Raw genomic sequence first — 25,865 nt, forward strand, 5'->3', positions numbered from 1 at the left:
GATCCGCCACCTTCCATATGTTTTTGTATGGTCCACCTTCAAGCTAGCCCCGCCAGCTGGGGATTCCCTGAGGCGAATGTGAGCGCAGGCGAGAACTTTGCGAAGAGCAAGGCACCGAAGTCCTGCCGAGCGAACAAAACCGGCGCTGCCAGCCACCCCGGTGAGGTGCAATGATGATTTGCTATGGACAGCGCCGACCCCACCGAGCTGATCCGCCGTGCCGATGCGGCGCTCGCCGGAATCGGCAAACTTCGGGCCGAGATCGCCGACCGTATCCACGCCGGCACCGACGAGGTAGTCACCCGGGCACTTCAGGCCGCACCGCTGGAGCACCTGCGCCCCTACCTGGCACGCGGCGCCCGTCTCGGCGGGCTGGCCAACTCCGAGTACGGCACGGTCGCCGACATCCACACCGTGCCGGCCCGGCTGTTGACCCAGGTCCCCGGCGTCGACATCGAGGCTGCGCAATCCGTCCAGGCCGCGGCACAGGCGATGGCCGAGCACATCCGCACCAGCACGCGCCCCCAGCTACGCAATGAAGACACCGAGCTACTCACCTCGCTGCTGACGTTGGTTCACGCCGATGCACCGGTCAAGCAGTTGCGCCGGCTGATGCCGCGACTGCGCAGCCACAGCGCCTCCGATCAGTTGCGGGAAACGGTCGGCGAGCTGCTCGACCGGATCGAGGAGGCCCACCAGTCCCAGGGCGACCCGTGGAGTTCATACCGCGCCGACCCGCGCCCGATCGACCAGTTGCTGAGTGAATTCTCTTCCGGCACAACCGATGTGGATGCCGCCCAGGGGTTTGTCGGAGCGGAGGTGGCCGCGCAGGTCGAGCAGACCGTGCTGAACCGTTCCCTACTGCAGACCGAGTTGCGCGGCTACCAGGAGTTCGGCGCCCGCTATGCGGTAGCACGCGAACGGGTCCTGCTGTGCGACGACCTGGGGCTCGGCAAAACCCTGCAGGCATTGGCGGTCGTCGCCCACCTGGCCGCCACGCAACAACTGCGCCACACCCTGGTGATCTGCCAGCCCAACACCGGAATCCATTGGGCCGCAGAAACAGCCAAGCACACCGCGTTGCGGGCGGTCGAGATCCGCGGCAGTGAACGCGATGCCCGCCTTGAGAATTGGAAGACCTCCGGCGGCGTGGCCATCGTCTCCTACGACACCGTGGCGCGCATCAAACTGCCCGAACGGCCCGGCCTGGTCATCGTGGACGAGGCACACCTGCTGCGCGACCCGAAATCGGACCGGGCCCGCGCCGTCCGCAACGTGTTGACCTCCGACAACCGCGTGCTGTTCCTGTCCGGTGTGCCGATGCACCAACGGATCGGCGGTTTCCGCCACCTCGCCGATTTCCTGCAACCCGACGTCGCGGGCAAGGTGGCGCCCAACGCGGGCGACCGCGGATCGATCGCATTCCGCCGCGCCGTGGACCGGGTGTACCTGCGACGCGACTACCGCGACGTGGTCGACGAACTCCCGGCGCGGATTTCCACCGAGGAATGGGTACGGCCCACCCGGGCGGACCGCGAGCGCTACCGCCAGGCCGTCACCAGCGGCAACTTCAACGCGATCCGGCAGGGTGCCTGGCCGTCCGGTTCGCCGGCGCCGGGGGCCAAACTGGACCGACTCGTCGAGCTCGCCAACGAGGCCCACATCAACGGGGCCAGGGTGGTGGTGTTCTCCCACTTTCCCGCCGTGCTTGAGGTGATTCGGAAAGCCTTGCCGGGCAATGTCTTCGGAACCATCGACGCGTCAGTACCCGATCAGCAGGCCGTCGTCGACGCCTTCGCCACCGACCGCGGTCCGGCCACCCTGCTGGCCCACATCGGTGCCGGCAAGCTGGACCTGCGTCGGCTGAACGCCCCGGCGGTGTTCATCATCGCCGAACCTCAGTGGCAGCCGCGCGCCGAACGGCAGGTGATCGGACGCACCCAGCGACTCAGCGAACTGCACACCGTGCGCGTCTACCGACTGCTGGCCAGGGGCACCGTCGACGAACCGATCCGCCGCCTGGCGCAGCATCCCGACCAGGCCCCACCGCATCAGGACGAGGTGGTGCGGGCCGAACAGGCCCGGCTGGCCCGGGCCGGGCTCACCGCCAGGTTCAGTGGAAACGGTTGATGATCGGGATGCGTTCGATGATCCGGTCCCGCAGCCGCGGCTGCGGATAGGTCACCGGCGGCGGCACATACGGCGGAGGGCTGTACACCGGAACCGGCGCGGGCGGCACATAGGCCGGCGCGGGTGCAGGTGCCGGAGCCGCGGGCGGCGCGACCTGCGCGGGCGGTTGGCGCGCCGGCGGGTTGGCCGCCTCGACCGCCTGCGCCGGCGGCGGGGCAGCTGGGGTGGGCGGCGGCGCCGCGGGGGTAAGCGGCGGGGCCGCTGGTGCCGGCTTGGTTGCCGCCTTGTCCACCGGCTTCTGCACCGGTTTGGGTGCCGGCCCGGCCGCGGGGGCCGACTCGTGGATGCCGGCGGCCTGCGCGGTCTCCGAAACCGCTCCCGGATGCAGATGCAGACCGATCGCCGCCGAGGTCGCGACGACGAGCGTCACCAACGCACCACCGACCACCGACGACAGCGCGCCGACCTTGGTCCAGTGCACCGTTTTGGCGGGCGCGGCAGCGGTATTGACCGCGAGCGCCGCAGCCAACCCCGCTCCCCGGGCGAACGCCAGATCGGATTCGTTGGCGGTGATCACGGTGGCCGGGATGGACTCGGCCAGGGCGGCAACGATCGGACCGTCCGCATCGGAACCCAGGATGAACAGGGCACTGATCGGCCGGCCGGTGAGGGCCAGGAGCCCGGCGATGTCGGCGACGACCGTCTCAGAACGCTCGATGCGGTCGGCACTGACATCGTCGGGCGTCACGATCGCCACCACCGCGGCGTCGGGTTCGACGACGCAGACCGCAATGTCGTCGTGCTCGGTGATCTCGGCGATGCCACTGGCCAACATGCCCGCCGCCTCGATCTCCGACACCGCGAACACATTTCCGTAGCCCCGGGTGTCCAGGGACTGCATGATGCGGCCGGCCAGCGGCGCAGCATCATTCGTCCAGGTCACGCCGATCGCGTGCAGGCGATGTCCACCCTCGAGTTCGGTGTCGTCCACCAGTCCGCGCAGCAGGCCGTCGGGGTCATAATCGGCGACGTCATCGAGGGAGATCGCGCCGCGGTCAACCGGACGCCCCTCGCCCGTCGTGCCTTCGACGAGCACCCACCGAACGGCTCTCGAAGTCATCGCGAGGCCGAGCACGAGATCCATCCCGATCCCCCGATCTGCCTAGTCAGTCGTCAGCCACGTTACCGGTGTGACGCCGCTTACACGGGAGTGCGGCGATCTACGCGCAAACTCCCCCGCGCTGCATCGCGCCGCGCTGGAACGGTTGCACCCCATAAGCTCGCTGCATATGAGGTACATCGCTGCCGTCGTGGCCGCCACGTCGGTACTCACCGGATGCGCCGTCGCAGGCACCCCCACCGCGGCCCCGGTGGACGATGAATGGCGCCAGGCGGTGATCGCCGCGGTATCCGGACTGGGCACACAACTCGGCCCGATCGGCGACGCGATGACGGCTCCCGTCACCGACTACGGCGCACTGCACAACTCATGCACCGACCTGCGCAAGTACGTCGACTCGGTTCAGCCCAAGGTCCTGCCCGGGCCCGACGTCCAGGTCAACGCCGCCCTCGGGGACGGGTTCGACGGTTTCCGCAGCATGGCCGACCAATGCGAGGCATTGACACCGGCAAACAGTTCGGCCCGGCTGACGAAGCTGGGCACCACCATGGACGAGGCCCACCTCCGAATGAACGAGGGACTCAAACTGCTGGGCGTCGACATCCCGAAACGCTGAGACCGGGGCCTGCAAAAGTGATCGAGAACTCAGCCAGTTAATTACGTCTCCATAGCGTTTGTGTTCGAGAATTGTTTACCGTGTCGTTGCAGTTCCTCCTGCTGTGCATCGTGGTGTTCACCGCCCTGATGTTCGACTTCACGAACGGCTTCCACGACACCGGCAATGCGATGGCGACGTCGATCGCCAGCGGAGCACTCAAACCGCGGACAGCCGTGGCGCTGTCAGCGCTGCTGAACCTCGTCGGTGCCTTTCTGTCCACCGCCGTGGCGGCCACGATCGCCAAAGGCCTGGTCGATGCCGCTCTGGTCACCCTGGAACTGGTGTTCGCCGGACTCGTCGGCGCGATCCTGTGGAACCTGTTCACCTGGCTGCTCGGCATCCCGTCCAGCTCGTCACACGCACTCATCGGCGGAATCGTCGGCGCGATGATCGCCGCGGTCGGCGGCCACGGCGTGAACTGGCACGGGGTGGTCTCAACTGTCATCGCACCCGCGGTGCTCTCTCCGCTGATCGCCGGCGTGGTGGCCTGCATCGCCAGCTGGCTTGTCTACCGGGTGATCCGCGACCTACCCAAGGACCGCACGATCGCCGCGTTCCGCTACGGCCAGATCGGCTCGGCGTCCCTGATCTCCCTGGCGCACGGCACCAACGACGCCCAGAAGACGATGGGCATCATCTTCCTGGCCCTCATCTCCTACGGCGCGGTCGACGAATCCGCGACCATGCCGCCGTTCTGGGTGATCGTGGCATGCGCCGTCGCGATTGCCCTCGGCACGCTGTCGGGTGGTTGGCGCGTGATCCGCACCCTCGGCAAGGGGCTGGTCGACACCGAAGCTCCTCAGGGCATGGCCGCCGAAGTCTCGTCGGCGGCAACCATCCTGCTCTCCAGCCACTTCGGGTACTCCCTGTCCACCACCCACGTCGCGACCGGGTCGATCCTCGGGAGCGGACTGGGCCGGCGCACCGAGGTGCGCTGGGGCGTCGCCCGCAAGATGGCCACTGCCTGGCTGATCACCCTGCCCGCCGCCGGCCTGGTGGGTGCACTGACCTACTTCCTGGTGCACGGAATCGGCGGCTTTGCCGGGCCGCTGGTCGGGTTCATCGCCCTGATCGCCGCGATGGTGCCCATCTGGCTCAAGTCACGCAAACCGCCGATCGACCACAGAAATGTCAACGATGCCTGGCACGGCAGCCTCACCGCGGTCGCGGGCAAGGGCGAAGGCAAGTCGGGCGGGGCATTCACATGACCAACTGGATCAACCTCGTGGCCGTCGGCAAGATCCTGCTCTTCGGCCTGGTGGTGGGGGCATCGGTGCCCACGCTGTTCGCGATCGGCGTCCGGTTGCACATCGCGAGCGACATCGCCGACGGCCCCGCGGCCGCCGGCCGTCGCCGGCTACTGGTGGGCCTCAGCTGGGCGATGTTCGCGTTGGTGCTGGTCGTCGTGGCCGCCGGTGTGCTGTTCATCGCGAACAACTTCATCGGCCATCACACCGGCGTCTACCTATTCGGCGATAACGCGCACCACTGAGCCCGGCTATACCGGCGCAATCGGCGGGACGACCGGGCCCGGCGCCCTCGGCTGGGGTGCAGCTGGCGTGGCCGGGGTCGGCACTGCGGGGCTCTGCACCGGGGCCGGCCCGGGAAGGTTCTGCGGCGCCGGTCCGATGTGTTGCGCGGGCTGAGCGGGCGGGACTCGCGACGGCTGCGACGGGCCGGTACCGACCAACGTGGCCGGCGGAGCCGCCTCGATCGCCTGCTGCGCCCAGTCGTCCAGAAGCCTGCTCGCCGCGAAGGCCGCGCCCTGGCTCACCAGACCGGCTTCCGCGTACTGGGTGTGGATGCCGAAGCTTCGGCCCTTCGGGTCGCACACCAGGTCGTTGTCGACGCACAGGTCGATGGTCTTGGCGGTGTAGTTCGGCCCGACAATCACCGAGGGATCGTTGAGCACCCTCATGAATCGCGGCGACGGTTTCCCGAACAACGCAACGGCCGCCACGTGGTCAGCAACATCCGGCGGCATCGGTGCAGGCACGTCTGCCGGTGAAACCCCTTCGGGCACAACGCTCGCCGTGACGAAGCCGACGACCGCCGCACCCTGGGAAAACCCGCCGAGCACCATCCTGGTGTCCGGGCAATTGGCAACGGTGGTCATGATGCGCGTCCGCGCGTCGGCGATGCCCTGGACAGCAGTGGGGAAGTCAGTGGTGGCCGGGTAATCGACGGGATAGACCTCCACCGATCTGGTGCCCACGTTGGCGCGCAACGCGTTGACGAACGCCTCGCCGGTATCGCCCAATCCGGGCGCTTCCATGGTGCCGCGGGCGAATATCACCTCGGCATCGGGACACGGTGCCGCACTGGCGGACGGCATCGCCACGGTGCTCATCATGGAAGCCGTCCCCGCCAGGACGGCAACCACAGCGGCACTTCCGCGCTTCCGCATCAATTCAGGGTGGCACAGCAACGCTTTACGCGCGCTCCGAGAATGTGAAACATAGAGTTCCCTCAAGAACCAACGAGAACCCTCAAAAAGTGAGCCAGGGCATCCGACATCCGCTCAGACTCGGCAGTTCCACTATATCCGGTGAAATCAACTTTCCTGCAACAACTCTCAGCAACGGCGCAGCGAGGAACCCCGCTCACCCGGCGGGTACCCCACCAACCCGGCACCTGCCGGGCATCGGTAGGCCGCATCAGCGGATCTACACGGCCACGACGCCACTACACTGCGATCCATGGGTAGACCGCCCGTGGCTCGCGATGCGCACGAAACGCCGCAGCCCACTGCGAAGCCCCGCGGGCAGCGCACGATCCGCGGACTCGATGCCGAACAGCGTCGTGCCCATCGCCGCGAACAGCTGTTGACCGCAGCCTTCGAGCTCATCGCCCGCGACGGGTACCCCAACACCTCGATCGAACAGATCTGCCAGGCAGCGTATGTCGGCAACAAGGCGTTCTACGAGGTGTTCGACAGCAAAGAGGACTGCTATCTGGCCCTGCTGGCTCAGGTTGCAGAACGCATCGAGAAGCAGGCTGTCGAAGCGCTCGCCGATGCCCCCGACGATCCCGACGAAACCGTCCATCGCCTGCTGTCGGCCTTCGCCCACGCACTGGTCGACGATCCCCGCGTGGCAGTGGTGGCGTTCGGCGAATGCGCCGGGATCTCGCCGCGTGTTGAACGGGCTCGCCGCGAGAACCGGCGCTGGACCGCGACGTTTCTGGAGAATCTGTGGCGGCAGCGCGAGTTTCCCCGCCTGCCCGACAACGGCGCGATCGACTATCGCGCCGTGGCGGTGTCGACCGTGGGCGGGCTCTTCGAGAGCGTGGCCGACTGGCTGCACCAGCGAGAGACCGACAGCGATACGCCGCCGACCATCGACACGTTGATCAGCAATCTGGCGAGCTTCGTCGCAGTCGTACGCGCCGGGATCGCGGCGTCCATGCGCTGAATCTGCGCCCCGAGTTCAAACAAGAGCTCTTGTTCCGAAAAATGGCTCTTGTCATAGACAGCTACCCACTGGTAACTTTCCGGCAGCACGCGAAGTGGCGCCCATCACATTTCCCGGTTGACGCGCTGGTCGCAGGCCTGCCGAACTCCACCATGAGGAAGAAGGAACCACAATGAAGGGTCGCCGGGGGGCGCCGCCGCGCAGTGAGCGCCGGCAGCACGGTTCACGTCGTTGGGGATCGATGTTGATGGCCGGCGGCGTTATCGTCGCAATGTCGGCCGGAGTCACCGTCAGCACCCCGACGGCCACCTACAACGCCGCGGTTCAGTTGGTCGGCACCACGATCGGGGTAGGACCCTCGTTCGACGGATTCGGATTGAGCATCCCGCTGTTCTTCTACGGCAGCACGGTGCCCGAAGGCGACTCGTTCCACACCGTCCCCTACCCGGCGCAGATCAACCTCGACCTCCCCATCATCTCCGATCTGCCCGGGCTGTCCGATATTCCGTACTGGCCGCACTCGCTCAAACGATCCGAGCAGATCGGGGCGGGCTACCTGCAGCAGGACATCGCCAACACCCCGGCCGGCGACAAGGTCACGATCATCGGCATGTCACAGGGCACCCAAGTGGCCGAGATCGTGCGTGCCGAGATGGCCAAGGACCCGAATTATGTTGCCAACGCCGATAATTACGAGTTCGTTTTCATCGGCGACCCGTACCAGCCCAACGGCGGCATCCTGGCCCGCTTCACCTCGTGGAGCGAGGTACCCGTTCTCGGCGACATCTTCCCGCTCGGCCGGCCGGGACCGTCCGACAGCCCCTTCAAGACGACCTATTACCAGAACCAGTACGACGGCTTCGCCGATTTCCCAGCCTATTTCAACGTCCTGTCGGTCGCGAACGCCGTCGCCGGGATCCTGTTCCAGCATGTCTTTCCCGGCTACGTGCTGGAACATCCCGACGCCGCCAACGCCGTGTCCACCCAGGTCGGCAACACCACCTACGTGATGCTGCCCCAATATCTGCCGCTGCTGGCACCGCTGCGCATTCCCGCGTCCCTGATCGGCGCGGAACGCTTCGTCGATGCCATGGACCCGGTGCTGCGGGTATTCGTCGAGATGGGCTATGACCGCACCGCAGATCCCAGCCAGGTCAAGGAATTCGGCTGGATCACCCCGCCGGAGAAGATCCACGAGGCGGTCAACGCGCTGCCGGCGGCATTCGAGCAGTCCGTGGCGATCCTGGGCGGCGAGAAGTACACCCCCACGCTGCCCCAGCCAATCGTCTCCGGCACCGAACCCGAAACTCCGGTGACCCAGCATCCGATCGATCCCGTGGGTACCGCGCCATTTGAACAAGGGGTGCGCCACACGGTGGTCGACGTAACGAAGGCGCTGTCGGATGCAACCCGCCCACTGGCCAAGGTGCTTCAGGCGATCGGCGCGCCAACCGCGCCGAAGAACGGCGTCGAGGCCGACCGCGGCGACATGCCGAAGGCCACCCCTTCGAGTCGGCACGGGCGGACGCGAACAGATTCTCCCCAAACCGATTCGGCGCGACGACGACTGAGCGCCGTCCCGGATGCCGACGGGTCCGGGAAGCGCGGGGCGAACACCGCGCCCACCCGCACGTCATCGGGAACCGATCACTCCGACCGGGCTTCGACTCGATCAGCGCGGCGGGCCGCCAAGCAGGCCACCGATTCAACACCCAGTCAGCGCGCCGGGAATTCAAAGCAAAAGCACTCGCACGCAAGTTAGCCGTCGCCGGCTCCTGAAGGATTTCGTCGACGGTGCCGCCAGCACCGTCGACGAATCTTTATTTGCCCCAACAACTCTTGGCGCTCAATTCACGACCGAAGACCACAACGGACCTTCGAGCAGATGCGGCGATCTCGCCGTGGGCCACACATCTCGCTGGTAGCTTTCGGGCTCAATGAGCGTCGGAAGTGGCACTCGTCACCTTCCCGGTTCGCGGTCGGCAGTGAGCCACAGACGTTGATACTCCGCCGGATCACCACGATGGCCGAACCCACGACAGTGGGGAAGAAAGGGTGCCGGAATGAAGGGTCGGGGCTTTCGAGGGGTACTGCAGCGCGGTCAGGGCACGCAGCTCGGTGCGTACCGGTGGGGCTCGATGGTGATGGCCGGCGGCGTCGTCGTCGCGGTTTCGGCGGGAGTCACCGTCAGCACCCCGACGGCCACCTACAGCGCTGCGGTTCGACTGACCGGCACAACCATCGGGGTGGGAGCGTCTTACGACGCCTTCGGCCTGAGCGTCCCGATGTTCTTCTACGGCACCACCATCCCGGAAGGCGACTCGTACCACACCGTTCCCTACCCGGCGCAGATCAGCCTCAGCCTCCCGGTCATCTCGGATCTGACCGGGCTCTCCGACCTTCCGTACTGGACGCAGTCTCTGAAACGATCCGAGCAGATCGGAGCCGGCTACCTGCTGCAGGACATCGCCACGATACCGACGGGCGAGAAGGTCACGGTCATCGGCGTATCGCAGGGTACCCAGGTCGCCGAGATCGCGCGCACCCAGATGGCCAAGGACCCGAATTACGTTGCCAACGCCGATAATTACGAGTTCGTCTTCATCGGCGATCCATACCAGCCCAACGGCGGCATCCTGGCCCGCTTCACCTCGTGGAGCAGCCTGCCGGTACTGGGTGACATCTTCCCGTTCGGGCGTCCCGGCCCGTCCGACAGCCCCTTCACGACGACCTACTACCAGAACCAGTACGACGGCATCGCCGATTTCCCGGCCTATTTCAACGTGCTGTCCCTCGCCAATGCCATCGCCGGAACGCCGCTCGGGCACACCTTTCCCGGTTACGTGCTGGAGTATCCCGACGCGCCGAACGCCGTGTCCACCCAGGTCGGCAACACCACTTACGTGATGCTGCCCCAGTACCTTCCCCTGCTCGCGCCGCTGCGGATTCCCGCTGCGTTGATCGGTGCCGAACGATTGGTCGATGCCATCGATCCGGTGCTACGGGTGTTCGTCGAGATGGGATACGACCGCACCGCAGATCCCAGCCGCATCAAGGAATTCAGCTGGGTCACCCCCGACCGGAAGATTCACGAAGCCATGGACGCCTTGCCCGGCGCATTCGAGCAGTCACTCGCGATCCTGGGTGGCGAAAAGTACATCCCTACCCTGCCGCAGCCCATCGTCTCCGGCGCCGAACCCGACGCCCCGGTGCCCGAACACCCGGCCGACCCGGTGGGCACCTCACCGTTCGAACAAGCGCTGCGCCGGGTAGTCGTCGACGCGGGGACGGTGTTGACGGATGCCACCAGGCCGCTGGCGAAGGTGTTGCAAACCATCGGTGGGAGATCGCCGACGCGGAAGGCTGTCGGGGCGGTGGTCGAGACCGACAACGAGAGTGCCACCCCTACGCGTCGTCACAGTCGTCCCGCGAGAATCCAATCAGGATCGCCGCATACCGGTGTGGCGCCGCGGTTGAACGCGGCCCCGGGGGCGAAGGGTTCCGACCGGGATTCCGTCCGCTCGACGATTCGCGCGAAGATTCGCGCGGCCAAGCCGGCCACGAAATCCACCCACTCGCAGCGCACGAGTGACCGTGCGGGTTAACCGTCCGAACGCGGGGGCTGCGGTCGACGCTGGATCCGCAGCGCCTGCGTCGGCACCTGAAGATCGGTCGTCGGCGGCGCGGCCAGCACGGTTGTCGAATCCTCCTTCAGCCGAACAATTCTCGGCACCGAAGCCGCTCGGGGTTGCCGGACGATGGTCGGGGGCGCGGAGATCTCGTTGGTGGGAGCCGCAGGCGGTTCGGTGGGTGTCGGCTTGGCCGAACGGGTTTCACGTCGCACCAGATAGCCGGCGAACGGTCCGGTGAACACCATCACCGCCAGTACGAGCAGGCTGAGCACACACACCGTGACGTCGAAGGTGCTGGTGATCTGCTGGGCCAGGTTGTTGCCGTAGATCGCTGCGGGGGCCGGCCCGGCGTAGCGCGGTGCCAGGGCCACCCCGATCGCCACATTCGCCGCGGTGAAGACGAACAGCACGGCGCTGAAGGCCGCGGCCACCGTCGTCGACGTCAGCCCCCGGTCGAGCTGGCGGTGCAGCCACCGCGCGACCAACGCGGTGACCAGGTTGAACACCGTCATCGCGACCGTGTCGTACAACGCGCGCGGGAGGTCCAGCGACTGGGCGATCAGGAAGTCGACGACCCGCAGCGTGGCCGCCGCGAACGCCCAGAAGGCGATCAGCGTCAGGCATTTCTGCGCGGCGCCGCGGTAGGCACCGATGGTCGGCGGCTTGATCAGGAAGACGGCGTACAGGGTCGTCGGCGCAACGATCGCACCCGCCGCGGCCCAGGCGAGGTAGCCCTCGTAGCCCACGGCCGCCGTCGAGGTGTTCTGGGCGATGCCGTGAAAGGCATCGATGTCGCGGCCGAGACCGACCAGCCACACCAGAGTGGCGGCAATCGCACCCGAGACGGCGATGGCCGTCGTGGCCAACCGGGCCGCACCGGTGCGCTCGGTCAGCCAGCGCGACGCGATGACCAGAGCGATCATCGCCTCCGCCCCGTAGAGCACGGTGGTGACGATGACGGCGATGTCGTGACCACCGAATTCGACCTGTGTGACGAACAGATACCGCAGCCGCCAGTAGACGTTGAATGCGACGGACAGCGTCGCCAGCGCGATCGACAGGAAACCGATCACCCGCGCGATGGCATACCAGCGCCGAAACTTGTTGTCCTCGATCGTGATCGACGTGATCGGCGGCTGACCGGCCAACAGTGCACCCGCGACTCCGAGCAGCATGCCCGGGCCCACGCCCGGCGGGACGGCCCCGGTGCCGCCGCCGCGGACGGTCTGCACCACGTGATAGCCGACGAAACCGATGACCACGATTAGGTAGGCGGCACTGAGCGCGAGCCGAATCCGGCTGGTGCGCCGAACGTCGGCCTTGCCGGCACCGAGGCGGAACGGACCCAGGTGCGGTGTCAGTGCGGCGACGATCGCCAGCAGCGTCACGACGGACAGCAGGGCGAAAGTCGACCCGGCACTGCCGGGCACACCGACGCCCAATTCCAGGTTCCACGGGAGCAGCATCGCGATGACGAGCAGTACCACGGCGAGGCCGTCACGCGCCCGGTTGGTCCGGGTGGGTACGTAGCCGACCCGCGGAGGACGCTCCGCAACCGGTGCGGCCACGGTCGCCACCTCGACTGTGGCGGACGCGTCGTAACGATCGTCGCTCACGTACCGATTCCTCTCTATGAGTGACCCCGCACGGGACCCAACCAGCGTGCTCACTTTTGCTCCGGCGCACAAGCGGCGCTGGCAGTCACGGTCGTTCGGCCACCAAGGCCCGCCGAGGCTGTGCGGTAGCTTGGATTTGTCCGTCGGGGCCCGTAGGACATGCACGAAGCGAGGAGAGGAACCGTGGACGTAGTCCTCGGCGTTGCGGTCACCGGGCGTGTGGCGCGCTTGGCCATGATCGGATCGCCCGCGAGCGGCGGCCAGGTTCTGGATCAGTACGCACTCGATCTGCCCGACGACCTGGTGGCCGAGATGTCGGAGCTGGCCGAGACCATTATCGGCACGCACCGTGCGGTGACCGAGTCCGGTAACCAGGTGACCGCGACCCGGCTGTGCCTGCTCGACGATTCGGCGGCCGACACGTTGCGCCAGACCGTGCTCGACGCCGGAGTGCCGAACGTCGAGGTGGTGACCGAAGCCGAGGCGGCCGCGGCCCTGGCCCGCAGCGTGGGCGCCGACGCCGCACTGCTGCTGGCCGACGACGACACCGTGTCGCTGACGACGGTCGGGGACGACGCGGCAACTCCCACTTCGACGTTGGCCACCATGCCGATCGGCACGGCCGGGGCTGCCGCCGCGTGCGCCGCGGTGCTCAAGCGGGTGCCCGCCGACGCAGCCCCGACTCGCGTGCTTCTGGTCGGGCAGCGCCTCGATCTTGATTCTGTTGCGGCAGAGCTTCGTTCGACCGCACCGGTCGAGGTGGCGCCGGACGCCGGCTACGCAATCGCCCGGGGCGCGGCCCAGTTGGTCGGCGATATCGCACCGGCCAGTGCATCCACTCAGATGGCACCCGTCGTCGGTGCGCCGCAGGATCCGACGCTAATGGCGCCCGCGGCCTCGGATGCGACGCAGATGGCACCGGCTTCCGATGCCACCCAGATGGCGCCGATGACCCCCGCCGCCGAGGCCACGCAGATGGCGCCCGCCCCCGCTGACGCCGCCGCCGTCGGGCCGGACCTGGCCTACTCGCAGGATCCCGAGGACCAACCCTGGGCCGACGAGATGCCGATGGATGCGGTCAACGAGTTCATCCCCGAACAGGACGAAGACCCCGACTACACGACCGTCATCGCGCCGCCACCGCCGCGGATGCTGCTGATGGGCAGTGCCCTGACCTTCGTCGTGGTCAGCTTCGCCACCCTGGCCGTCACGGTCGCCATCAACGTCCGGCCCACGGCCGATGTGCGAGCACAGCCAGCGCCCGCCGAGCAGGCTCAGACCGTACCCGGCAACTACCTGCCGCCGGTACCGCACGAGCCGGATCCCGTGGCGCTGCCCGTCTCGGTCCTGACTCCCCCGCCCGCTGCACCCGCGGCGCCCAAGGTGCGCCAGGGCACCGGCGATCAGCCGGTCAACCAGGTGCCTGCTCCGGTGGCCCCGCCTCCTGCACCTGCCCCGGCACCCGCACCCGTGGTGGTTCCGCCGGTTCCGGTGCCCGTTCCGATCCCGCTTCCCGTTCCGATCCCCGTTCCGCCGGTCGTCTGGCCGACGCTGCCGACGTGGTCGCCTCCGACAACGCCGACAACCCCGCCGACCACCACCGCGCCGCCCACGACCACCACGGCTCCCCCGACCACCACGACGGCGCCGCCCACCACGACCACTACGGCCCCGCCGACGACGACTGCGCCACCGACCACGACGGCACCGCCGACGACCACCGCACCACCCACCACCACGGCACCACCGACCACGACCGTGCCGCCGACCCGCACGTCCGCTCAAGAGACTGTGCCTCCGGTCGAGACACCGACCCAGACCGCACCCGCCTATACGCCCCCGGTCGAACAGCCTTCGACGCAAGCTCCGGTGATTCAGGCGCCGGTGACCACGGTGGCGCCGCAGTCGCCATTCGGTGGCGACTCCCCGTATGGGGGCGGTTCATCGAGCGGCGGTAGTTCATCCTCCGGTGGCGGCTCCTCCAGTGGTGGGTCGTCGAGCGGCGGCCTCTTCGGCGGCGGTAGTGGCTCTGGGAGCGGCAGTTACGGTGGCTCGCCGGTGACGACGATGCCGGTCAGTCCTTAGCCGGGGCGCCCTGGAAGGTAGGCCGGCGCGGGCGCGGTAGCGCATGTCGAAAGTGACGCCGATGGTGCAGCTCAGTGCGAGTGAGCGGATCACGATTCACCCTGCCGAACGGCGCCTATGCTGAGCACCGAAAGCCCCCGCGCAGCATGCATGCTGCCGGGGGTCTGACCAAGAAGGGGTCGATGACCTGATGTTAGTCACCGGATTGATCATCGCCGAGCGCGCGAGCGCAGTGGACGGGAAGCTGAACATGACCGGAGGTGTGGTCACCTCGGGTAAGCGACGGCCAGGCGAGAAGATCTACATCCCACTCGTGTTGCTCACCCAGGCTGACGACAACCGCAATGACACAATCACCGTCCTCCTTCACAGCCCAGACGGTCGTGTCATCCCGATATCCGTACCGGTCCCAGAAGTCACGCAGAGTGGTCGCGACGCGGGTTTCATGGTCCATCCCTTCGGACTGCCACCCGAAGCGCCAGACGGACGATACGTATTCGTCGCTGGAAACATCTCCGTGCCGTTGACCATTTCGACGGTTGACGACAAGAACTGACGTTCCCGGCTCCACCGGCGCCTGATTCGAGCTTCGCGCGCGCCGTGCACTTCTGTGCACTTTTGGCCCCAGAAACCAGTCAGGCCCCCTCCGAAGAGGGGGCCTGACTCGGGTGGCAGATGCAGGATTCGAACCTGCGTAGGCGTAAGCCGACGGATTTACAGTCCGCTCCCATTGGCCGCTCGGGCAATCTGCCTGGTTTCGCCCCGCCCCGTTTCCGGTTTGGTGCGACTAGCAGGGTACAACGAGGATGTACCAAAGTTACAAACCGGCAGCATTCACCGAGGGAAGAGGAGGGGCGTCCGATGGCGGATTCCAGCTTCGACGTCGTCAGCAAGGTCGACCGCCAGGAGGTCGACAACGCGCTCAACCAGGCCGCCAAGGAGCTGTCCACCCGGTTCGACTTCCGCGGCACCGAAACCAGCATCGCCTGGAAGGGCGAAGAGGTGATCGAACTCACGTCCAGCACCGAGGAGCGCGTCAAGGCCGCGGTCGACGTGTTCAAGGAGAAACTGGTCCGCCGCGACATCTCGATGAAGGCCTTCGACGCCGGCGACCCGCAGGCCAGCGGCAAGACCTACAAGGTGTCCGGCGACATCAAGCAGGGCATCAGTACCGAGCAGGCCAAGAAGATCACCAAGCTCATCCGCGACGAGGGCCCCAAGGGCGTCAAGGCGCAGATCCAGGGCGAGGAGATCCGGGTCAGCTCGAAGAAGCGTGACGATCTGCAGGCCGTTCAGGCGCTGCTGCGCGGTGCCGACCTTGAGGTGGCGCTGCAGTTCGTCAACTATCGGTAACGGCCTTGCGCCCAACGTGAAGAAGATCGCGAGATTCTCGAGACATCTCGCGATCTTCTTCACGTTGGCGACCCAACTGGGCGCACCCGTGGTCGCTGGGCGACCAGCACCAACAAGCACCCGCTTCGGCGGCCTACCGACCTGACAACCTGATACCACCGGTAGTACTGCATCTGCAGACCACATACCGACCGGTTCCGCGGTACTGATGACTTCAGGGCCGAGACGTCGCGCACACGTTCACGTCGGCCCACCGCTAAGGATCAGCCGCCGTACTGCGGTTGCAGCACCGGGGCGAGCGCCGAGAGCGGAATGCGCGCCTGCACGGTGCCACCGTCCATCGACCACTGCATCGCCCCCGGGGTGAAATTGATCGGGGAGTCGCGGCCGACCGGATAGTCGGGCATATAGAGGATCAACTCGTCCGGGGTCAGCGCCCAGGCCTTGTAACCGCCCGAGTACACCTTGTCCGGGGTCCAGCGGTCCGGGGTGAAGGGATAGGTACCGGGCTGGTGCGGCGGTGGTGCGGCATCGAGTGCGGCGACGATGAACGGCTCACCCAGGCGCGGGATCTCGGCCCGGTGGTCGACGCCCGGCTTGAACAGATCGGCCAGCTGTATCTGCCGGCCGCCCGCGAACGTGAACGTGCGGTAGGCGTCGCTGACGATGGGTGCGTTCGGGTGCGACAGCGCATCGGTACCGACCGTCCCGGAGTACATCTCGTGGAAGACGGCTGTCATCGCATCGCCGTGCTGGAAAATCTCGAACTGCTCCTCACCGAAGCTGTCGGAGGCCATCTTCTGCGCGGCATTGCGCCAGTTGTTCATCAGAGTCGTCAGGTACTGCCGGATGACGGGGTTTTCCACCAGATCACCGGGCAGCGCGACCGTGATGTCACGCACCGCTTTTCGGTCCGAGGTCACCGATGTGCGACAGGCGTGCCCGTCCCACTGTCCGGCCAGTTCGTCACAGAACGATGCCGCCGAGGCCGCGGCGGGCGGGGCGGTCATGATCGCCACCGCCGTGCCTGCCGCCAGGGCCGCCGCGCCGATCAGCTTGCCGATTCGCAACATGTCAATACCTCACGGGAGTTCCACTTTGCTTGCCCGCCACTGCCCGTCGACCTTCTCCATCGTCATCTTGATGCGGCTGCGGTCGATCCGTGGATCGGGCACGGTGCTGTTGGCCACCGACTGGTCGACGAACAACAACACCACGACCTTGTCCTTGCTCGCCGACTGCACGGCCGACTGCAGCACCACGCCGTGCGCCGTGGCCTTGTTGTCGATGAGCAGCTGGCGCAGCTGGGCGCTCGACTGCGAGTACATGTCCTTGAACTCACCGGTCGCGCCGGCCAGCACCTGATTGAAGTTCTCGTCCACCTTGTTCGAGTCGATACTCGTCAAGATCTGGGCGTAGTTCACCGCGGTTTCCTGCGCCTGCTGGCCGGCCTGCGTCACCAGATAGGTCTGCCACAGCTTCCACCCCAGGAAGCCCGAAAGCGCCAGGGAGGCAACGAAGACGGCAGCCACGATGCCGACGAGCACCCGGCGGCGCCAGCCCGGTGACGACGCGACTGCCCCGTCGGCGTCGGCCTCTGCCGCATCGTCGGCTTCATCCTTGGCTTCGCCCTTGATGTCGTCCTTGGCTTCGCCGTCGGCTTCCGACTCGGTGATCTCCTCGACCTTCTCTTCGGCCTTCTCTTCGATACCGATTGCGTCGTCGACGGTCTCGGCCTGATCCTCGTCGGTCTTCTTGTCCGTCGTCACGGTCACCGTCATCTCCTTGGTGAGGTTGGGTGGATTAGCGGGGCGGTTCGATCGGCAGCGTCGGACCGCCGTAGGGCGTGGGAATGGTGTAGCGCCCCTTGGGTGTCGGGTCGGTGGTCCGCCCGAGATCGGCCCCGGGCGGCGGGCCCGCGGTGTCGTCACCTGCCGGACGCGGCGCATTCTTGGCACCGCGGACCAGGACACCGGGGTGGTCGTCGCGGCAGTAGGTGTACATATAGGGCTCCGGGTAGTCCGCCGATCCCGGAGGCCGGCGCGGTGTCCCGTAGTCGCAGGTATAGCGCGGGTAGAGGTCTGCCGTCACCCACAGCCCGTTGTCGTGCATGGCGCTACCCAGTGCATCGAGCATCGAGGTGCGGTAGCTCGGGAACAGCGAACTCAGCGCCGGCACCCGCAGGTACAGCAATTGCGATGTGCTGGCGAGGCTTCCGAGCAGTTGCACCATGGTGTCGGAGTTGTCGGTGAACAAGTTGTCCACGGCGTTCAACGTGGCGGGGGTCTGATTCGTCAGCCTGCGGAAGCCGTCCCGCATCGTGTTCACGCCGTCGAACGTCGAGCTCAGATTGTCCGATGCCACCTCGATGCCGGCGTTCTTGTCGGACATCAGGTTGAGCACCACCCGACTGTTGCGCAGCGTGCTCACCGTCTCGGGCAGCACCGAATCCAGCGTCGAGAGGAGGAAGGTGCCGCCATCGATGACGTCGGCGAGCTTGCCGGGGCCGGCTTTCGACATGCTCAGTTCCCGGCGGATCACTTCGAGCTTGTCGGGTTCGAGTTGGGCCAGTGCACCGTCGGCGTCGGCGAGCAACTCGGCCAGGGTGACCGGCACGGTGGCCCTGCCCAGGCCGATCACACTGCCGTCCGACAGGAACGGCCCGTCATTGCTGTCCGCGACGAAGTCGACGTACTGCTCACCGGCGGCCGACAACCCCGACACCCGCACATCGCTGGCCTTCGGGATCGACACTGCCGAGCTCACGTTCACCACCGCGTTGACGCCGGACGGCGTGATGTCGAGCCGTTCCACCTTCCCGACCCGCACGCCCCGCATGGTGACGTCCTGATTGGGCAGCAGGCCGCCGGATTCCGGCAACTCGATGGTGATGCGGTAGTCGGAGGCGAAGGGTTGGACCCGCAGCGCCCCGATCATCAGGTAGGCGGCGGCCACCACCAGGGTCATCACCAGCGCACCCGCCGAAAGCCAGGAACGACGCCGATACCCGGCCCGGACGACGCCGACCACGGAATCCGCAACAGCGTTGATCATCGCGGCGCCTCCGCCGATGCGGGCGCGGGCGGCGGACCGGGCGGTGCCTCGGGGGGAGCTTCAGGAGCCGGAATGATCTGGCCGGGCTCGGTCGGACTGGGGATCACCGGCATCTGCGGCACCGCAGGGCCACGACCGACGACCCGTTCCTGGAGCCGCAACAACGTGTACTGCAGCGAGCCGACCAACTGATGCCAGTTGTAGCGCTTGGGGCCGTGCAATCCCGCATCACCGGCGAATCCGATATCGGGAATCGAGCCGAGAATCAGCCGGTCCATGCTGGCGCGCACCGAAAGACCGCTACCGGACGACGCTTTGACCAACGGCGGCATCAGGCGGTTGAGCGCGTACAGCGAGGTATCCGGGGCCAGCGCCACATCGTTCCAGGCGCCCGCCACCGTGTTCGCATCGGCGATCACGCTACGTCCGCTGGTGTCGGTCCCCGCGATGGACGGGAACTTGCGCAATTGCGCAGAGGTGTCGCCGACCTGGGTGATCAGGTCGGCGATCTTCGTGGTCTGCTCGGCCAGCGTGTCGGTGGCCGGCGCGGCCGCATCCATCAGCTCACCGACCGCCTGGTTCTTCTCATCGATCTTCTTCAACAACCGCGAGGTCTCGGTCATCGCGGTCGACAGCTGGTCGGAGCGCGCGTTCAGGGTGCCCAGGGTGTGGTTGGTCTTGGAGATGAGATTGCCGAACGCCTGCCCCTGATCGCCGGTGGCCTTGCCCATTCCGTTGATGATGTTGGTGAAGTTGCGTACCGCACCGCCGTTGACCAGGATCGCCGCCGAGCCCAGCAGGGATTCCACGGTCGCCGCGGCGCGGGTGTCGTCCAGGCCGATCGTGTCGCCGTCCTTGAGGAGCGGGGCGTTCGCGTCGACCGGGCTCGGCGGTTTGACCGAGACGAACACGTCGCCCAGCGGTGTCGCCGAACGCAATTCGGCCGTGGTGCCACGGGGCAGACGGACGCCGTCCATGATGCGCAGGGTGGTCACCGCGGTGTAGTTCTTGGCCACCATCGAATCGAGTTCACCCACGTCGGCACCGGCCAACTTCACCTTGGCGTTGGCCGGCAGGTTCAAGGCATTCGAGAACACCGCGGTCAGCTTGTAGCCACCGGAGCCGACTCCCGGAGCCGGCAACGGCAGGCTGGCCAGGCCTTCGGAGGCGCAGCCCGAGACCGTCAGACATGCCGTCATCACCACGGGCAGAACGCATTTACGCACCGGTCTGATCATTTCTGCCCCATCGCCGCCATGCCGTCGAGGATGTAGGAAAGCCCGAAGTCGGGACCGAAATCCTGGATTGTTCCGGTGCTGCATCCCAACTGCCGCAGTCCCATCATGTTGCAGACCTCTTTGACGGTCTGCGAATCGAACAGCACCTTGTCCACGAGGACATGTGCCCGCGCCGCGCCATTCTTCTGGTCGACGATGTTGTAGACGTTGTCCAGCGTCAGCGGGGCCACATCGAGGAACTCGGCGATCTCACGCCGCATGTCCACCGTCGTGGTCAGCGCGGTGTTGCCGTTGAGGACAATCTGTTTCACCTCGTCGCGGTGGGTCTGCAGCACCTCGCCCACCTGGGTGACCACCTCGTTGATCTTCTTGCCGGTGGTGCCGCTGCCGAGATTCTCGTCGGCCAGGATCTGGCTGATCTGACGCACTGACGAACCGAACTCGCGCAGCGTGGCGTCGTTGCGAGCGGCGGCGTCGAACAGTGAGCTCAAGTTGCGCACGATCGTGGTGAGCTGGTCCCGGGTCACTGCCCCACGATCGGAACTGAGTCGCAACGCGTTCGACAGTTCACCGAGGGCGTCCTTCATCTGTTGTCCGTTGCCGTCGGCGATCGCGGCACTGGCATTGACGACGTCGGCCAGCGGTCCGCCGCCCTTGCCGTCGCCCTTCAGCGAGGCCGACAACTTGTCCAGAACGTCGAGCACCCGGGCGAACTCGATGGGGGTCCTGGTGCGGTTCAGGCCGATGGTGTCGTGATTGCGCAAAGTCGGTCCGCCCCGGTAGGCCGGGGTCAGCTCGATCTGGCGGTCGGTGAGAATCGAGTTCGAGATGGTGACCGCCTGGACGTCGGCCGGAACCGAGACGTCCTTGTCGACGGTGAACTCGACCTCGACGTAATTGCCCTTGGGCGTGATCTTGGTGACCTTACCCACCTGCATACCGAGCACGGCGACCGTATTTCCCTCGTAAAGCCCTGCCGCACTGTCGAACTGGGCCGTCACGGAAATCGTGTTGGTCCGGTCCTTGAGGAACCACCAGCCGACGCCGGCGACCGCAGCGACCAGCACCACACCGGCCACGCACAGTGCGAAAACCTTGCTCTTGATCAGGCTCATTTGCAGTCCTTGTAGTACTGGAGCATGTTGAACTGCTTGGCTCGACCACTGATCGCACACATCCAGGAGTCGATCAGCAACCCGTTGCCGACGTGCATCTCACCCGCGTTGCCGTTGCCGGTGGCATTGGCGAGGCCACGCAGGGCGATCGGGGCCGACTGCAGCGTGCTGCGCAGCAGATCGTCATGCTGGCCGAGCATGTCGGACAGGCTGCGCAGATCGGTGAGCAGCTTCTCCAGCTGCGGCCGGTCGTCGACCACGATGTCGTTCAGCGTCTGGACCAGGTCGGTCAGCGACGCCAGCATGGCCTGAAATGACGCCCGGCGCATGACGAATTCTCCGAGCAGATCGTTGCCCTGGTTGACCAGGTTGCCGATCGTGGCCTGCTGGCGGCGCAGCGTCTTGCTGACCACATCGGTGGTTTCCAGCAGGGAACCCAACTGGTCGCGCCGGTCGGCGATGATGGTGGCCAGCGTGTGGGTGTTCTGCAGGGCCTGCGGCACCACCGCAGGCAGACCCTCCATCTGCTTGCCCAGGACGCTCAGCGTCTGGGCGAACTTGTCGGAGTCGACCTGCTCGAAGGTGGTGGTGACGTCCCCCAACGCTTCCTGCAGGTCATACGGCACCTCGGTGTGGGTGAGGTCAAAGGTGTTGTCGGGCAGGGAACCCGAACCCGCGGGCTGCAGGGCCAGATACCGCGAGCCCAAGATCGTGGTGATCTTGATGACGGCCCGGGAGTCCTTTCCGAGCGGAACGTCGTCACGCACCTTGAGGGTGGCCTCGACGTGGTCACCGGCCAGCTTCATGCGCTTCACCTCGCCCACCGGCATGCCGGCAACGGTGATCGGGTTACCCGACTTGAGCGCCGCGGCCTGCTGGAACCGCGCGGTGTACTCCCGGTAGCCGACGTCGGCAAGCTTGACGATCAGCATCGCCCCGATCAGCGCGCCCACCACGGCGATCGCGATGATCCCGAGCCACGTCCGGTTGTAGCTCTCGAGTGGACGACGCCTCTTCTTCGGCTTCTGCGGTGCCGTCGGGGTCTCGGTGTTGTTCGGTTGCTCAACCATTGGCCAGGTTCCTGCACTTGGGCGTGTACTGCGCCTTGTTCCCCGGGGTTGCCGCGTTGACGATGATGGGAGTGACGTCGTTGAGGCCCGGGAAGAATCCGGTCGCGTTCAGGTCGCACGCATAGGTGGTGGCGTAGGCGCCCTCGTTGGTGATCCGGGCGAATCCCTTGAGCAGCAACGGCAGATTGGCTCCGGTGAACGCCAGCTGCGGTTCGATGCCCACCATGTGCGCGGCGAACCCGGGCTGCCGGGTCACGAGCTCGTTCAGCGACGGGTACACCTCATCGCTGATGGTCGACAACTGTTGCACCACCTTGGAGATCGAACCCATTGAATCCACCATCTCGGGCCGGCGGGCATCGAAGGTGGTGACCATGCTCCGGGTCTGGGTGATCACCTCATCCAGGCTGTCGTTGTGGTCGGCCAGGTTCTTGGCCACCGTGTTCAGGCTGTTGATCACGTCGCCGAGTTCCTGATCCCGGCCGGCGAAGGATTCGGTGAACTTCGAGGTCTGGTCGACGAGCGCCACGATCGAGGCGTTGTCACCCTGCAGCGAGGAGATCACGCCCTGGGTGAGATTGTCGGCGGCGCGGGGGTCCAGCACACTGAACAACGGCTCGTAGCCATTGAGCAGGGCACCCACGTCGAACGACGGATCGGTCTGCTCCAACGGGATCGTGCTGCCGGCCGCCAGGGGGCCCGGGTCACCGATATTGCCCAGCGACAGGCCGAGGTACCGCTGCCCGACGATGTTCTGGTAGGTCACCGAGGCGACGGTCCGTCCGTACATCGGCTGGTTGTCCTGCACCACGAACGACACCTTGGCCAACGGGCCCTGCAGTTCGATCTTCTCGACGCGGCCGACCCGCACCCCGGCCATCCGGACGTCGTCGCCTTCGCGCAGGCCGAACACATCGGAGAACATCGCCGCATACGGCACCGTCTTGCCCGCCACGTCACGGCGCAACGTGACGTAGACCAGCCAGGTCAGGGTAAGCGCGACCACCATGAACAACGACAGGCCGATCGCCGCACCGCGGTATTTCATTGGCCTCCCTCTCCTGGAACAGATTGTGCGGCAGCCGGTGCGGCCTCGGCGGGCAGCAACGGACCGGCGGGGCCCGGCGCGGGCGCACCGGCGGGAGGCGCGTCCCAGGGCCGTGGCGCGACCGGCGCGACCGGTGACAGCGGCACCGGCGGGGGCGGGGTCGGCGCCACGGCGGGGTTAGCGGTCCCCGGCACCGGCCCGGCCGGCGGCATCCACGGTGGCAGCGGCGGATTCGGGTCGGCCAGGTTCGGGTTCGGGTTGACCAACGGGGGGCCGACCGCGACGAGATTCCCGTTGGGGCCCAGCACCGTTCCGGCCGGCGGCGCCAGATCGGCCGGCGGCTGATAGTTCTGCGGCAGCAACACATCCGGGAGGTTCGGGCGGGTCGGCACCAGCGGGGCGGTGAAGCAGCTGGGGCCCTTGAGCTTGCCGTACTGCGGGCAGTCCGCCCGGGTGTAGGCGTAGCTCGGGGTCAGCGACAGGTTGACCCGCATGTTGCCGGTGTCGACCTCTGGTAGCCAGACGTGCTCGAAGAACTTGTCCGACAACGTGTTGAGTTTGACGAAGGCCGGCACCCAGTTGTTGTGCATCTGAGCCAGCACACCCACCACCGGGGTGAGGTTCGCCGTGGTCTTGACGAGTTGATCGGTGTGGTTGTCCAGCGCGGTGTGCGCGGTCCCCACGGTGTTGATCCCGCCGTTGATCATCGTGTTCAACTGTGAGCGTTGCTCGACCAGGGTCTGCATCGGCTGCACAGCCTTGTGCAGGGCATCGAGCAGATCGGGCGCGGTCTGCTGCAGCCCCTGGGTCGCCTCGATCAGCGCGGACACCGTGGTCGGTCCGGGTTCGGTGGCCACCACCGAGTCGAGCTGGTCGACCAGCCGATTCAATTGCGCTCCGCTGGCGAGTAATTCGTGACGACGATTCTCGGTCGCGGCGTTCACGGCGGCCAGGACGCCCACCGTCTTGTCCTCCCGCCCGCGCCCGGTGGCGGCCAGTACGTCGCGCAGCTTGCTGATCGTGGTCTGGAACAGCACCGTCGGCAGTTCGGTGTCCTCGGGGATCTGGGCCCCCGCGGCGATCGGTGCGCCCGAGCCCCTATCGACGAGTTGCACCGAGGAGACCGCAAACACGTTGCTGGGCACCACACGTGCAGTCACCGTGCTCGGGATGGAGCCGGCGTATTCGGGTTTGAGGTCGATGTGGACGAAGTTCGGATCGCCGTTCGCCGCCGGAACGACGTCGTCGACCATCCCGACGAGCACGCCGTGGTACTTCACGTCCGACCGCTGCGGCAGCCCGTCACCGACGTTCATCAGGGCGGCCACCACCGGCACCCGGCCGTCCAGCTTTCCGGTCGCCTTCACCAGAAGAAACGTCGAAATCAACGCCGATACAACGAGAACCACTGCGCCACAGCCGATCAGCTGTTGGTCGGATGGCCCACGCCCGTCGGTTTCCAGCGAGTTACCCATCTAGCCGCCGAACCTCGCTCCCGAATCGACCGTCCACAGCGCCATGGTGAGCAACATGTTGACGATGATCACCACCGTGATGCTGGCCCGCATGGCGTGGCCGGCTGCCACCCCGACCCCCACCGGTCCACCCGAGGCGTAGAACCCGTAGTAGCACTGCACGGTGGAGGCTATCCACACGAAGATGACAGCCTTGAGCACCGAGTAGAGGATGTCGGGCCCGGAGAGCATGAGGGTGAAGTAGTGCAGATAGGAGCCGCTGGAGCCGCCGCTGATCAGATACACGACCGCCTGCGTGGTCAGGTAGCTCACCGCCAGGCAGAGGGCATAGAGCGGGATCACCGCGACCACCGCGGCCATCAGCCGGGTGGTGACCAGGTACGGGATCGGGCGGATGGCGATGGCATCGAGCGCATCGATCTCTTCGGCGATCCGCATCGACCCCAGCTGTGCGGTGAACCGGCAACCGGCCTGGGTTGCGAAGGCCAGTGAGGCGGCGATCGGCGCCAGCTCGCGCGTGTTCACCAGCGACGAGATTATGCCGGTGGCCGGGCCGAGACCGAGCAGATCGAGGAAGTTGTATCCCTCGATCCCGACGAGTGCACCCACGGTGATGCCCAGCACCACCGCCACCCCGACGGTTCCGCCGCCCACCACCAGTGAGCCGTTGCCCCAGGCGATATCGGAGAGCAGGCGGACGAATTCTCCGCGGTAGTGCCGCAACGCGACGGGCACGGCCGCCACCGCCCGGACGAAGAACACCATCATGTGGCCCAAGCGCATCAGTGGCTTGGAGACACGTTTGTACAGCCGCACGAACGGTGCGAGCAACGGGGGGACGAATGTCGAAGCTGTCAT

General features: G+C 66.6%; 22 protein-coding genes and 1 tRNA gene. 10 read left to right on the top strand and 13 right to left on the bottom strand.

The window, feature by feature from the left end; genetic code table 11:
* Positions 1-183: 183 nt before the first annotated feature.
* On the top strand, positions 184-2,130 hold the full coding sequence (locus G6N44_RS12905; protein WP_163664519.1) for an SNF2-related protein: 1,947 nt from the start codon (positions 184-186) through the stop codon (positions 2,128-2,130).
* Here the strand turns inward: G6N44_RS12905 and G6N44_RS12910 are convergent.
* Positions 2,114-3,274: a DUF7159 family protein gene (locus tag G6N44_RS12910; RefSeq protein ID WP_163664521.1), complete on the bottom strand. Its 1,161-nt coding sequence runs from the start codon at positions 3,272-3,274 to the stop codon at positions 2,114-2,116. The genes G6N44_RS12905 and G6N44_RS12910 overlap by 17 nt on opposite strands.
* Before the next feature lie 145 nt (positions 3,275-3,419).
* Here G6N44_RS12910 and G6N44_RS12915 point away from each other — a divergent pair, with 145 nt between their 5' ends.
* From G6N44_RS12915 to G6N44_RS12925, 3 genes are all read left to right on the top strand, one after another.
* The gene (locus tag G6N44_RS12915) at positions 3,420-3,866 is read left to right on the top strand and encodes a hypothetical protein (RefSeq protein WP_163664523.1); all 447 of its coding nucleotides are present in this window, start codon (positions 3,420-3,422) and stop codon (positions 3,864-3,866) included.
* 80 nt (positions 3,867-3,946) lie between these two features.
* A complete protein-coding gene (locus tag G6N44_RS12920) occupies positions 3,947-5,116 on the top strand; it encodes an inorganic phosphate transporter (protein ID WP_163664525.1) in 1,170 nt (389 codons plus the stop codon).
* A complete protein-coding gene (locus G6N44_RS12925; RefSeq protein ID WP_163664527.1) occupies positions 5,113-5,400 on the top strand; it encodes a hypothetical protein in 288 nt (95 codons plus the stop codon). Before G6N44_RS12920 ends, G6N44_RS12925 begins: the two co-directional genes overlap by 4 nt.
* Before the next feature lie 6 nt (positions 5,401-5,406).
* Here the strand turns inward: G6N44_RS12925 and G6N44_RS12930 are convergent, their stop codons facing one another.
* A complete protein-coding gene (locus G6N44_RS12930; RefSeq protein WP_179964518.1) occupies positions 5,407-6,315 on the bottom strand; it encodes a cutinase family protein in 909 nt (302 codons plus the stop codon).
* A 292-nt stretch (positions 6,316-6,607) separates the two neighbouring features.
* On the opposite strand from G6N44_RS12930, the gene G6N44_RS12935 reads away from it, so the two are divergent.
* The 3 genes from G6N44_RS12935 (at position 6,608) to G6N44_RS12945 (ending at position 10,926) form a co-directional block, all read left to right on the top strand.
* The gene (locus G6N44_RS12935) at positions 6,608-7,321 is read left to right on the top strand and encodes a TetR/AcrR family transcriptional regulator (protein ID WP_163664529.1); all 714 of its coding nucleotides are present in this window, start codon (positions 6,608-6,610) and stop codon (positions 7,319-7,321) included.
* Between the two features lie 172 nt (positions 7,322-7,493).
* On the top strand, positions 7,494-9,083 hold the full coding sequence (locus tag G6N44_RS12940) for a PE-PPE domain-containing protein (RefSeq protein WP_235683022.1): 1,590 nt from the start codon (positions 7,494-7,496) through the stop codon (positions 9,081-9,083).
* Positions 9,084-9,384: 301 nt separating this feature from the next.
* A complete protein-coding gene (locus G6N44_RS12945) occupies positions 9,385-10,926 on the top strand; it encodes a PE-PPE domain-containing protein (protein ID WP_235683023.1) in 1,542 nt (513 codons plus the stop codon).
* Here G6N44_RS12945 and G6N44_RS12950 read toward each other — a convergent pair.
* Positions 10,923-12,569, bottom strand: a complete 1,647-nt coding sequence (locus G6N44_RS12950; protein WP_163664531.1) for a DUF7937 domain-containing protein — start codon at positions 12,567-12,569, stop codon at positions 10,923-10,925. The two genes, G6N44_RS12945 and G6N44_RS12950, sit on opposite strands and share 4 nt — an antisense overlap.
* A 183-nt stretch (positions 12,570-12,752) precedes the next feature.
* Here G6N44_RS12950 and G6N44_RS12955 point away from each other — a divergent pair, with 183 nt between their 5' ends.
* Both G6N44_RS12955 and G6N44_RS12960 read left to right on the top strand, forming a co-directional pair.
* Entirely contained in the window at positions 12,753-14,654 is a 1,902-nt protein-coding gene (locus tag G6N44_RS12955) for a DUF7159 family protein (protein ID WP_163664533.1), read from the top strand.
* A 190-nt stretch (positions 14,655-14,844) separates the two neighbouring features.
* On the top strand, positions 14,845-15,210 hold the full coding sequence (locus G6N44_RS12960) for a hypothetical protein (RefSeq protein WP_163664535.1): 366 nt from the start codon (positions 14,845-14,847) through the stop codon (positions 15,208-15,210).
* A gap of 113 nt (positions 15,211-15,323) precedes the next feature.
* Here G6N44_RS12960 and G6N44_RS12965 read toward each other — a convergent pair.
* Positions 15,324-15,406 (bottom strand) — tRNA-Tyr (locus tag G6N44_RS12965).
* A gap of 109 nt (positions 15,407-15,515) precedes the next feature.
* Between G6N44_RS12965 and G6N44_RS12970 the strand changes: the two genes are divergently transcribed.
* On the top strand, positions 15,516-16,007 hold the full coding sequence (locus tag G6N44_RS12970) for a YajQ family cyclic di-GMP-binding protein (protein ID WP_163664537.1): 492 nt from the start codon (positions 15,516-15,518) through the stop codon (positions 16,005-16,007).
* 263 nt (positions 16,008-16,270) lie between these two features.
* On the opposite strand, the gene G6N44_RS12975 is transcribed toward G6N44_RS12970, so the two are convergent.
* Genes G6N44_RS12975 through G6N44_RS13015 form a run of 9 tightly spaced genes read right to left on the bottom strand, consistent with a single transcriptional unit; the run spans position 16,271 to position 25,865 of the window.
* On the bottom strand, positions 16,271-17,080 hold the full coding sequence (locus tag G6N44_RS12975) for an RsiV family protein (RefSeq protein ID WP_163664539.1): 810 nt from the start codon (positions 17,078-17,080) through the stop codon (positions 16,271-16,273).
* Positions 17,081-17,089: 9 nt separating this feature from the next.
* Positions 17,090-17,782 (bottom strand): Rv1363c family protein, encoded by a 693-nt coding sequence (locus G6N44_RS12980; protein WP_372508143.1) that lies wholly within the window; start codon positions 17,780-17,782, stop codon positions 17,090-17,092.
* 28 nt (positions 17,783-17,810) lie between these two features.
* Positions 17,811-19,061 carry an MlaD family protein gene (locus G6N44_RS12985; RefSeq protein ID WP_163664543.1) on the bottom strand — a complete coding sequence of 417 codons (1,251 nt, stop codon included), beginning with the start codon at positions 19,059-19,061 and terminating at the stop codon, positions 17,811-17,813.
* Entirely contained in the window at positions 19,058-20,299 is a 1,242-nt protein-coding gene (locus G6N44_RS12990; protein WP_163664545.1) for an MCE family protein, read from the bottom strand. The genes G6N44_RS12985 and G6N44_RS12990 overlap by 4 nt, the downstream gene beginning before the upstream one ends.
* Positions 20,296-21,414, bottom strand: a complete 1,119-nt coding sequence (locus G6N44_RS12995) for an MCE family protein (RefSeq protein WP_163664547.1) — start codon at positions 21,412-21,414, stop codon at positions 20,296-20,298. Before G6N44_RS12995 ends, G6N44_RS12990 begins: the two co-directional genes overlap by 4 nt.
* The gene (locus G6N44_RS13000) at positions 21,411-22,484 is read right to left on the bottom strand and encodes an MlaD family protein (RefSeq protein WP_163664549.1); all 1,074 of its coding nucleotides are present in this window, start codon (positions 22,482-22,484) and stop codon (positions 21,411-21,413) included. The genes G6N44_RS12995 and G6N44_RS13000 overlap by 4 nt, the downstream gene beginning before the upstream one ends.
* Positions 22,477-23,532 (bottom strand): MlaD family protein, encoded by a 1,056-nt coding sequence (locus tag G6N44_RS13005; RefSeq protein WP_163664551.1) that lies wholly within the window; start codon positions 23,530-23,532, stop codon positions 22,477-22,479. The genes G6N44_RS13000 and G6N44_RS13005 overlap by 8 nt, the downstream gene beginning before the upstream one ends.
* The gene (locus G6N44_RS13010) at positions 23,529-25,007 is read right to left on the bottom strand and encodes an MlaD family protein (protein WP_163664553.1); all 1,479 of its coding nucleotides are present in this window, start codon (positions 25,005-25,007) and stop codon (positions 23,529-23,531) included. The genes G6N44_RS13005 and G6N44_RS13010 overlap by 4 nt, the downstream gene beginning before the upstream one ends.
* Positions 25,008-25,865 (bottom strand): ABC transporter permease, encoded by an 858-nt coding sequence (locus tag G6N44_RS13015; RefSeq protein WP_163664555.1) that lies wholly within the window; start codon positions 25,863-25,865, stop codon positions 25,008-25,010.

Source organism: Mycolicibacterium alvei, from assembly GCF_010727325.1.
Lineage (GTDB): Bacteria > Actinomycetota > Actinomycetes > Mycobacteriales > Mycobacteriaceae > Mycobacterium > Mycobacterium alvei.